We start from the raw sequence: 11915 nt of genomic DNA on the forward strand, positions 1-11915 counted from the left end.
TGGCCCGGGGGGTGGCTTCGGAGGGCAAGCACGCCTTCCTGTTCTCCGGGCAGGGCTCGCAGCGGCTTGGTATGGGCCGGGAGTTGTACGAGCGCTTCCCGGTGTTCGCGGAGGCTTTCGACGCGGTGTGTGCGGAGCTGGACCTGCCGGTGCGGGAGGTGGTGTGGGGTGAGGACGCGGGGCTGCTGAACCGGACCGAGTTCGCCCAGGCGGGGTTGTTCGCGGTGGAGGTGGCGCTGTTCCGGCTGGTGGAGTCGTTGGGGGTGCGGCCGGAGTTCGTGGCCGGGCACTCGATCGGTGAGGTGGCCGCCGCGCACGTGGCGGGGGTGTTCTCGCTGGCCGACGCCTGCACCTTGGTGGCCGCTCGTGGCCGGCTGATGGAGGCGCTGCCCTCCGGTGGCGCGATGCTGGCGATCGAGGCGACGGAGGAGGAGGTCCGGCCGCTGCTGGGCGAGTCGGTGTCGATAGCCGCCGTGAACGGGCCGTCCTCGGTGGTCGTTTCGGGCACGGAGGAAGTGGTCGCGGCGGTCGAGGCGCACTTCGCCGACCGGAAGACCAGTCGCCTGCGGGTCTCGCACGCCTTCCACTCCCCGCTGATGGACCCGATGCTGGACGAGTTCCGTACCGTCCTCACCGGGCTCACGTACAGCGAGCCCTCGATCCCCGTCGTCTCCAACCTGACCGGCGAGCTGGCCACCGGCACGACCGACGCGGACTACTGGGTGCGCCACGTCCGCGAGACCGTCCGCTTCGCCGACGGCCTCCGCACCCTCCACGACCAGGGCGTCCGCCGGTACCTCGAACTGGGCCCCGACGCCGTCCTCACCGCCCTCACCGCGAACGCGCTGCCCGAGGCCGACGACACCGTCACCGCCCCGGCCCTGCGCCGCAACCGCCCCGAGGAAGCGACCTTCGTGGAAGCCCTCGCCCGGCTCCACGTCCACGGCACCGACGTCGACTGGCGCGCCCTGTTCGCCGGCACCGGCGCCCGGAGCGTGGACCTTCCGACGTACCCCTTCCAGCGGCGCCGTTTCTGGCCGGCCGTGCGCCCCGCACACAGCGGTGACGTCCGCTCCGCCGGCCTCGCGGCCACCACTCACCCGCTGCTGGCCGCAGCCGTCGACCTGGCCGACGAGGACGGGCTGGTGCTCACCGGTCGCCTGTCGACGGCCGCCTTCCCGTGGCTGGCCGATCACGTGGTCCAGGGCCGGGTCCTGCTGCCCGGTGCGGGCCTGCTCGAGCTCGCTCTGCGTGCCGCGGGCGAGACGGGCTGCGAGCTGGTGGAGGAGCTGACGCTGGCCGCGCCGCTCGTGCTGCCGGAGCAGGGTGCCGTCCAGCTGCAGCTCAGGGTGGGAGCGCCCGATGCCGCCGGTCGTCGGGAGTTGGGGATCCACTCCCGGCCGGACGGTGATCCGGAGGCCGGCTGGGTGCAGCACGCGTCGGGTTCGCTGGCCGTTGCGGCGCCCGGAGAGCCGTCCTTCGACGCCTCGGTCTGGCCGCCGGCGGGTTCTGAGCCGCTGCCGGTGGAGGGTGCGTACGAGCGGATGGCGGAGGCCGGGTTCGGTTACGGTCCCGCCTTCCGGGGGCTCCGCGCGGCCTGGCGCCGTGGCGTCGAGCTGTTCGCGGACGTCGAACTCCCCGAGGGCGCCGCGCCCGACGGCTTCGGCATCCATCCCGCCCTCCTGGATGCCGCCCTGCACGTCGCCATCGTGGACGCGGCGAGCGACGACACCGTGGTCCCGTTCGCGTGGACGGGTGCGGCGCTCCGTGCCGTCGGTGCTTCGGCCGTCCGGGTGCGGATCGTCCGGCTGGACGGTGGCGGGCTGCGGCTCGACCTCGCCGACCCGGCGGGTGGCCCGGTGCTGACGGTGGAGGCCGTGCAGGGCCGGGCGGTGTCGGCGGACCAGCTGGGCTCGGCCGACTCGCTCTACGCGGTCGACTGGTCGGAACTGCCCGGTTTCCCGGACCAGGGCACCGAGTGGACGGCCTGGGACGCCCTGCCCGCCGAGGGCCCGGCTCCCGACACCGTCGTGCTGGACTGCTCGACCCTGTCCGCCCCTGCCGACGACCTCCCGGCCGCCGTCCGCGCGGTGACGCACGGCGTCCTGCGCGTGGTGCAGGAGTGGTTGGCGGAGGAGCGGTTCGCGGGTTCGCGTCTGGTGGTGGTGACGCGGGGTGCGGTGGCGGTTCGTGCGGGTGAGCCGGTGGGGGTGGCGCAGGCTCCGGTGTGGGGTCTGGTGCGGTCCGCGTCGGCGGAGAACCCGGGCCGGTTCGCGCTGGTCGACACGGACGGGGAGGTGGTGGTGTCGGCGGAGCCGGAGTCGGCGGTGCGTGCCGGGGCGGTCTTCGTGCCGCGTCTGGTGCGACTGCCGTTGCCGGACGGGCCGTTGGGTGTCGGTGGCGACGGCACGGTCCTGATCACCGGTGGTACGGGTGGTCTGGGTGCGGTGGTGGCCCGGTACCTGGCCGGTGAGTGCGGGGCGCGGAAGCTGCTGCTGACGAGCCGTCGTGGCCCGGCGGCCGCGGGTGCGGCCGAGTTGGTGGCGGAGCTGGCCGGGTTGGGTGCGGTGGCCGAGGTCCGTGCCTGTGATGTGTCCGACCGTGGGTCGGTGGCGGCGTTGATCGAGGCGGTTCCGGATCTGTCCGCGGTGGTCCACGCCGCCGGGGTCGGTGACAACGGTCTGGTGGGGGCGTTGACGCCCGAGCGGATGGACGCGGTCCTGGCTCCGAAGGCCGATGGCGCCTGGTTCCTGCACGAGCTGACCCGCGAGCGCGACCTCGCCGCTTTCGTGCTGTTCTCCTCCGCCGGTGGCCTGGTGCTGACCGCTGGTCAGGGCAACTACGCTGCGGCGAACGTCTTCCTGGACGCCCTGGCCGCCCACCGTCACGCGCTCGGCCTGCCCGCCACCTCCCTGGCCTTCGGCCTGTGGGACGTCGGCGCCGGCCTCGGCCGTGACCTCGCCGAGGTCGACCGCCACCGGATGGCCGTGCAGGGCGTCCCCGTCCTCGATCACGCCACGGGCCGCGCCCTGTTCGCGGCCGCCCTGCGCAGCGAGCGCGCGGCCGTCGTCCCGATCCGGGTCGACCGGGCGGCCCTGCGCACCCGCACCGACGAGCTCCCGGCGCTGCTGCGCGGCCTCGCCGCCCCGCGTGGCCGCTCAGCGCTCCCCGTGAGCGGCCGCGCCGCCGGCACCGGCCTCGCGCAGCGCCTCGCCGGGCTGGGGGAGACCGAGCGCCGCCGCCTGGCGCTGGAGATCGTGCGGACGGAGGTCGCGGCCGTGCTCGGTCACGCCTCCTCCGAGGAGGTCACGCCCGAGCGCGCGTTCCAGGAACTCGGCTTCGACTCCCTCGCCGCGACGGACCTGCGCAACCGCCTCAACCAGCGCACCGGACTGCGGCTGCCCGCCACCCTCGCCTTCGACCACCCCAGCGCGCGGGCCGTGGCGGCCCACCTCCTCGACCTGGCCGGGGCCGGTGAGACCCCGGCGCAGGCAGTCGGCGCGCACCGCCGCCCGGACACCTCCCCGGACACCTCCGGCGAACCGATCGCGATCGTCGGGATGGCCTGCCGCTACCCCGGCGGCGCGACCTCGCCCGAGGCGTTGTGGCAGCTCCTGGCGGACGGCGTCGACACCGTGACCGAGTTGCCGACCGACCGCGGCTGGGACCTCGGGAACCTCTACGACCCCGAGCCCGGGAAGGAAGGCCACAGCTACACCCGGCACGGGAGCTTCCTGCACGACGCCGGAGACTTCGACCCCGGCCTGTTCGGGATCTCCCCGCGCGAGGCGCTCTACATGGACCCGCAGCAGCGGCTACTGCTGGAGACCTCGTGGGAGGCGCTGGAGCGGGCCGGCATCGACCCGCTGTCCCTGCGGGGCAGCCGGACCGGCGTCTTCGCCGGCGTGATGTACCACGACTACGCGCTCAACACGAACCCCTCCGGCACCAGCGGCGGCAGCGTGGTCTCGGGCCGGGTGTCCTACACGCTGGGCCTGGAGGGCCCGGCGGTGACGGTGGACACCGCCTGCTCGTCCTCGCTGGTCGCCCTGCACCTGGCCGTCCAGGCCCTGCGCAGCGGTGAGTGCTCGATGGCCCTCGCGGGCGGTGCCACCGTGATGTCCACGCCGGGCATGTTCATCGAGTTCTCCCGGCAGCGGGGGCTGTCGGCGGACGGCCGGTGCAAGGCGTTCGCGGGCGCGGCGGACGGAGTGGGCTGGTCCGAGGGCGTCGGGGTGCTGCTCGTGGAGCGGTTGTCCGACGCGCAGCGCCACGGCCACCGGGTGCTGGCGGTGATCCGGGGCACGGCCGTGAACCAGGACGGCGCGTCCAACGGATTCTCGGCGCCGAACGGTCCGTCGCAGCAGCGGGTGATCCGGCAGGCGCTGGCGAGCGCGGGGCTGTCGGCGGCCGAGGTCGACACGGTGGAGGCGCACGGGACGGGCACGACGCTGGGTGACCCGATCGAGGCGCAGGCGCTGCTGGCGACGTACGGGCAGGACCGTGAACTGCCGCTGCTGCTCGGTTCGATCAAGTCGAACATCGGGCACGCCCAGGCGGCGGCCGGTGTCGCGGGTGTGATCAAGATGGTGCTGGCCATGCAGCACGGCACGCTGCCGAAGTCGCTGCACATCGACCGGCCTTCGCCGCACGTGGAGTGGTCCGAAGGTGCAGTCGAGCTGCTCACCGAGGCCCGGGACTGGCCGGAGACCGGCCGGCCCCGGCGCGCGGGCGTGTCCGCGTTCGGGATCAGCGGGACCAATGCGCACGTGATCGTCGAGCAGGGGCCCGCGCTCGCGCCCGCCCTCGTACCCGCACCGGCGTCCGAACCGGCCGTCGAGCTGCCGGAGCCGGACACGACGGGGCCGGACCCGCTGCCCTGGCTGCTCGCCGGGGCGACACCGGAGGCTTTGAGGGCCCAGGCCGGTCGGCTCGCGGCCTTCCTCGGCTCCCGTCCGGAACTCGAGGTTTCCGACGTCGCACACTCGTTGGCGACCACGCGGGCGGCACTGGAGCACCGCGCGGTGGTGCTGGGTGCGGACCGTGCCGAGCTACTGGCCGGACTGGACGGGCTGGCCCGGGGCGAACTCCTCCCCGGCGTGGCGGTCTCCTCGGCCCGGGCCGGTGGGGCGACGGCGTTCCTGTTCTCGGGTCAGGGGTCGCAGCGGCTCGGCATGGGGCGGGAGTTGTATGCCCGGTTCCCGGTGTTCGCGGAGGCTTTCGACGCGGTGTGTGCGGAGCTGGACCTGCCGGTGCGGGAGGTGGTGTGGGGTGAGGACGCGGGGCTGCTGAACCGGACCGAGTTCGCCCAGGCGGGGTTGTTCGCGGTGGAGGTGGCGTTGTTCCGGCTGGTCGGATCACTCGGTGTGCGGCCGGAGTTCGTGGCCGGGCATTCGATCGGTGAGATCGCCGCGGCGCATGTGGCCGGCGTGTTCTCGCTGGCCGACGCCTGCGCCCTGGTGGCCGCCCGTGGCCGGCTGATGCAGGGGCTTCCGGAGGGTGGCGCGATGCTCGCCGTACAGGCCACCGAGGAGGAGGTCCGGCCGCTGCTGAACGACGCTGTGTCCATAGCCGCCGTCAACGGGCCCACCTCGGTGGTCGTTTCCGGCACGGAAGCAGCGGTCGCGGCGGTCGAAACGCACTTCGCGGACCGCCGCACGACCCGCCTGCGGGTCTCGCACGCCTTCCACTCCCCGCTGATGGACCCGATGCTGGACGAGTTCCGTACCGTCCTCACCGGGCTCACGTACAGCGAGCCCTCGATCCCCGTCGTCTCCAACCTGACCGGCGAGCTGGCCACCGGCACGACCGACGCGGACTACTGGGTGCGCCACGTCCGCGAGACCGTCCGCTTCGCCGACGGCCTCCGCACCCTCCACGACCAGGGCGTCCGCCGGTACCTCGAACTGGGCCCCGACGCCGTCCTCACCGGCCTCGCGCAGGGCGTCCTCGACGACCCGGATGCCACCGGAACCTGTGCCGTCCCCGCCCTGCGCGCGGACCGGGGCGAGTCGGCGTGCCTGGCGGCCGCGCTCGGCCGGCTGCACGCGGCCGGGGCGGAGGTGAGCTGGTCCACCCTCTTCGCGGGCCGCGGCACCCGGACGGTCGAGCTGCCCACCTACGCGTTCCAGCACCGCCGTTTCTGGCTCGACGCGACGGCCCCGCTCGCTGATCTGGGCGCGGCGGGCGTCGGCGCCGTCACCCACCCGCTGCTCGGGGCGTCCGTCGACCTGTCGCACACGGACGGCTTCCTGCTCACCGGACGGCTGTCGCTGGACTCGCACGCGTGGCTGGCGGACCACCAGGTCCTGGACACCGTCCTGGTGCCGGGCGCGGCGCTCGTCGAGCTCGCTCTGCGTGCCGCGGGCGAGACGGGCTGCGAGCTGGTGGAGGAGCTGACGCTGGCCGCGCCGCTCGTGCTGCCGGAGCAGGGTGCCGTCCAGCTGCACGTCCGGGTCGGCGGTCCGGACGCCGCCGGTCGTCGGGAGTTGGGGATCCACTCCCGGCCGGACGGTGATCCGGAGGCCGGCTGGGTGCAGCACGCGTCGGGTTCGCTGGCCGTTGCGGCGCCCGGAGAGCCGTCCTTCGACGCCTCGGTCTGGCCGCCGGTGGGCGCGGAGGGCCTGTCGGTGGAGGGTGCTTACGAGCGGATGGCGGAGGCCGGGTTCGGTTACGGTCCCGCCTTCCGGGGGCTCCGCGCGGCCTGGCGCCGTGGCGACGAGCTGTTCGCCGAGGTCGCGCTGCCGGAGGGTGTCGAGGCGGACGGCTTCGGGGTGCACCCGGCGCTGCTCGATGCGGCGATGCACGCCGCGATCCTGGTCGGGGGTGAGCGGGAGACGATGATCCCGTTCGCCTGGACCGGCGTGTCGCTGCGCGCCGTCGGCGCTTCGGCGGTGCGGGTGCGGATCGTCCGGCTGGACGGTGGCGGGCTGCGGCTCGACCTCGCCGACCCGACGGGAGGCCCGGTCCTGACCGTGGCCTCGATGGTGGGCCGGGCGGTGTCCGCGGAGCAACTGGGCTCGACCGATCCCTTGTACGGGGTCGACTGGTCGGAGCTGCCGGACTCGCCCGCCGCGTCGGACTCCTGGGCACGCTGGGAGGACGTCTTCACATCCTCGGAGCCCGTGCCCGACCTGGTCGTCCTCGACTGCGGCGACCCCGGCCGGGCCGACCTCGGGGCCGCTGCGGACGTCCCGGCCGCGGTGCGCACGTACGTCCACACCGTGCTGGCCGCCGTCCAGACCTGGTTGGCGGAGGAGCGGTTCGCGGGTTCGCGTCTGGTGGTGGTGACGCGGGGTGCGGTGGCGGTTCGTGCGGGTGAGCCGGTGGGGGTGGCGCAGGCTCCGGTGTGGGGTCTGGTGCGGTCCGCGTCGGCGGAGAACCCGGGCCGGTTCGCGCTGGTGGACACGGATGGTGAGGTGGTGGTGTCGGGCGAGCCGGAGTCGGCGGTTCGGGGCGGGGTGGCGCTGGTGCCGCGTCTGGTCCGGTTGCCGGTGCCGGAGGGACCGTTGGGTGTCGGTGCGGGTGACACGGTGCTGGTCACGGGTGGTACGGGTGGTCTGGGTGCGGTGGTGGCCCGGTACCTGGCCGGGGAGTGCGGGGTACGCAGGCTGGTGCTGACGAGTCGTCGCGGTCCGGCGGCCGGAGGTGCGGCGGAGCTGGTGGCGGAGCTGTCCGCGCTGGGGGCGGAGGCCGAGGTCCGGGCCTGTGACGTGTCCGACCGTGCCGCGGTGGCGGCGCTGGTCGACTCGATCCCGGATCTGTCGGCGGTGGTGCACGCGGCCGGAGTCGGTGACAACGGTCTGGTGGGGGCGTTGACGCCGGAGCGGATGGATGCCGTGCTGGCTCCGAAGGCCGATGGTGCCTGGTACCTGCACGAGTTGACCCGGGACCGGGGTCTGAGCGCGTTCGTGCTGTTCTCCTCGGCCGGGGGGCTGGTGCTGACCGCGGGGCAGGGCAACTACGCGGCGGCGAACGTGTTCCTGGACGCCCTGGCCGCCCACCGTCACGCGCTCGGCCTCCCCGCGACGTCCCTGGCGTACGGCATGTGGGACGTCGGCGCCGGCCTCGGCGAGCACCTCCGGGAGCTGAACCGCCACCGGATGGCCGCCCAGGGCGTTCCGCCGCTCACCCGCGAGGCCGGTCTGGCCCTGTTCTCCGCGGCTCTGCGCAGTGAGCGTGCGGCCGTCGTCCCGATCCGGGTCGACCGGGCTGCCCTGCGCGCCCGTACCGACGAACTCCCGGCGCTGCTGCGCGGCCTGGTCCCGACGGTCCGCCGGACGGCGGCTCGTGCGGACGCGCTGCCGGCCGCGCCGACCGGTCACCTCACGGCCCGGCTGGCCGGGCTGCCGGAGGCCGAGCGACGGCGGACGGTCCTCGAACTCGTCCGGGCCCGGGTGGCCGCCCTGCTGGGGCACGAGTCCGGCGACGCGATCGAACCGGACCGGGCGTTCCAGGAACTCGGCTTCGACTCCCTCGCCGCGACCGACCTGCGCAACCAGCTGAACGGCCTCACCGGGCTCCGGCTGCCCGCCACCCTCGCCTTCGACCACCCCAACGCGGAGGCGGTCACGGGCTTCATCCTCACGGAGCTGGGGGCGGCGACCGAGGTCGCGAACGGCGACGGACCCCGCGCAGAGGCCGAGGTGCGCGCCGCCCTGCAGTCGATCCCGACCCGCCGGCTCCGCGACGCGGGCCTGGTCGAGGCCCTGCTCGACCTCGCCGACGACCGGGTCCGCCCCGCGCTCCCGGCCACGGCCACGACCGCCACGGAGACGGACACGGAGACGGAGGCGACGGCGGGCGCCGTGACACCGAGCGCCGTCCGGCACGAGCCGATCGCGATCGTCGGCATGTCCTGCCGCTACCCGGGCGGAGTCAGCACCCCCGAGGACCTCTGGCGCCTGGTGACCTCCGGCGCGGACGCGATCTCGCCGTTCCCCGCCGACCGCGGCTGGGACCTCTCCGCCTTCCGCGCCGAGGACGCCGCCCACGCCCTGGAGGGCGGGTTCCTGGACGGCGCCGCCGAGTTCGACCCCGAGTTCTTCGGGATCTCCCCGCGCGAGGCCCTCGCCATGGACCCGCAGCAGCGGCTCACGCTGGAGCTCTCCTGGGAAGCCCTGGAGCGCGCGGGCATCGACCCGACCGGCCTGCGCGGCAGCCGGACCGGGGTCTTCACCGGTGTGATGTACCACGACTACCCGGGCAGCGACGGCAACGGCAGCGTGGTGGCCGGCCGCGTCTCGTACAAGCTGGGCCTGGAGGGCCCGGCCGTCGCGGTGGACACCGCTTGCTCCTCCTCGCTGGTCGCGCTGCACCTGGCCGTCCAGGCGCTGCGGCAGGGCGACTGCTCGCTCGCGATCACCGGCGGTGTGACCGTGATGGCCACACCGGGGGTGTTCGCAGAGTTCGGCCGACAGGGCGCGCTCGCCTCCGACGGGCGCTGCAAGTCCTTCGCCTCCGCCGCCGACGGCACCGGCTTCGCCGAGGGCGCCGGGTTCCTGGTCGTCGAACGGCTGTCGGACGCCCTGCGGCACGGGCACCCGGTGCTGGCACTGGTCCGCGGCAGCGCCGTCAACCAGGACGGCGCCTCCAACGGCCTCACCGCTCCGAACGGACCCTCGCAGCAGCGGGTGATCCGGCAGGCCCTGGCCAATGCCCGCCTCGGCGCCGACCAGGTCGACGTGGTCGAGGCTCACGGCACCGGCACGCGGCTGGGCGACCCGATCGAGGCCCAGGCCCTGCTGGCGACCTACGGACAGGACCGTGAACTGCCGCTGCTGCTCGGTTCGATCAAGTCGAACATCGGTCACACCCAGGCCGCGGCCGGGGTGGCCGGTGTGATCAAGATGGTGCTGGCCATGCACCACGGCGAGCTGCCGTCGACGCTCCACGTCGACGAGCCGAGCGGACAGGTCGACTGGACGGCAGGCTCCGTCCGGCTCCTGACCGAGCGCCGGCCGTGGGCCCCGGGCGACCGGCCGCGCCGGGCGGGCGTGTCCTCCTTCGGCATCAGCGGGACCAACGCCCACGTGATCATCGAGGAGGCTCCGGCCGTACCGGCCGCCGATCCCGCCCCGGAGACCCCGGGCGGCCCCGGGACCGTTCCCTGGCTGCTTTCCGCCGCGACCCCGGAGGCCCTGCGTGCGCAGGCCGAACGCCTGCTCCCGGCCGTGGGCGACGCCCGTCCGGTGGACGTCGCGTACTCCCTGGCAACGACCCGCGCCGCGCTGGAACACCGGGCGGCCGTGATCGGCGACGATGCGGAACAGCTGCGGACCGGCCTGCGCGCGATCGCGGACGGCCAGGCACCGACCGGTGTCGCCACGAGCGGGCGCAGCGCCTTCCTGTTCTCGGGTCAGGGGTCGCAGCGGTTGGGGATGGGCCGGGAGTTGTATGCCCGGTTCCCGGTGTTCGCGGAGGCTTTCGACGCGGTGTGTGCGGAGCTGGACCTGCCGTTGCGGGAGGTCGTCTGGGGTGAGGACGCGGGGCTGCTGAACCGGACGGACTTCGCTCAGGCGGGGTTGTTCGCGGTGGAGGTGGCGCTGTTCCGGCTGGTGGAGTCGTTGGGGGTGCGGCCGGAGTTCGTGGCCGGGCATTCGATCGGTGAGGTGGCCGCGGCGCACGTGGCGGGGGTGTTCTCGCTGGCGGACGCGTGTGCGCTGGTCGCCGCTCGTGGCCGGCTGATGCAGGCGCTTCCGGAGGGTGGCGCGATGCTGGCGGTGCAGGCGACGGAGGAGGAGGTCCGGCCGCTGCTGAACGGCGAGGTGTCGATAGCCGCCGTCAACGGCCCGTCCTCGGTGGTCGTTTCGGGCACGGAGGAAGCGGTCGCGGCGGTCGAGGCGCACTTCGCCGACCGGAAGACCAGTCGCCTGCGGGTCTCGCACGCCTTCCACTCCCCGCTGATGGACCCGATGCTGGCGGACTTCCGTGCCGTCCTCGACGGTCTGACGTACCACGCGCCGTCGATCCCGCTGGTCTCCAACCTGACCGGTGAGCTGGTCAGCGGCGCGACCGACGCGGACTACTGGGTGCGCCACGTCCGCGAGACCGTCCGCTTCGCCGACGGCCTCCGCACCCTCCACGCCGCCGGCGTCCGACGCTTTGTCGAAATCGGCCCCGATGCCGTCCTGACCGCCCTGACTGCGAACGCGTTGTCCGACGGCGAGACCGTGCCGATCGCGACGCTCCGCCGCGGACACGAGGAGGAGCGGACCTTCGTCGGCGCCCTGGCGCGGCTCCACGTGCTCGGCGCGTCGGTGAACTGGTCCGCCTTCCTCGCCGGGACGGGCGCCCGGCGGATCGCCCTGCCGACGTACGCGTTCCAGCACCGCCGGTTCTGGACGGACGCCCCGGCCTTCCTCCCCACGGCGGAGTCCGCCGGGCTGGCGAACGCCGGGCACCCGCTGCTCACCGGCTCGCTCGAACTGGCCGACGCGGCCGGGATGGTGTTCACCGGCCGGTTGTCCGCCCGGTCACAGGACTGGCTGTCGGACCACGTGGTGCTGGGCTCGGTGCTGGTGCCGGGGACGGCGCTGGTGGAGCTGGCCGTCCGGGCCGGGGACGAGGTCGGCTGCGACCGGGTCGAGGAGCTGACCATGGCCGCGCCGCTGGTCCTGCCGGCGGAGGGATCGGTCCGCCTCCAGGTGAGGGTGGCCGAACCGGATGCGTCCGGCCGCCGCGCCGTCGGCATCCACTCCACGGCGGACAGCGGCCCGGCGCCGGTGTGGACCCTGCACGCGAGCGGCGTGCTGGCCGCGGGTGCGGCACCGGTGGCGTTCGATGCCTCGGTGTGGCCGCCGGCCGGTGCGCAGGCGGTGGACGTGAGTGGTCTTTACGAGGGGCTGGCCGGGGCCGGGTTCGGTTACGGTCCGGCGTTCCGGGGCCTGCGGGCGGCCTGGCGGCGCGGTGATGAG

At 74.5% G+C, this 11915-nt stretch carries 1 protein-coding gene; it reads left to right on the forward strand.

All coding sequences use genetic code 11. The features are described from left to right. Positions 1–11915 (forward strand): type I polyketide synthase (locus tag HS99_RS37280; protein WP_244916008.1); only part of this gene is annotated, 11915 nt, incomplete at both ends.

This window comes from Kitasatospora aureofaciens (assembly GCF_001188955.3).
Lineage (GTDB): Bacteria > Actinomycetota > Actinomycetes > Streptomycetales > Streptomycetaceae > Kitasatospora > Kitasatospora aureofaciens.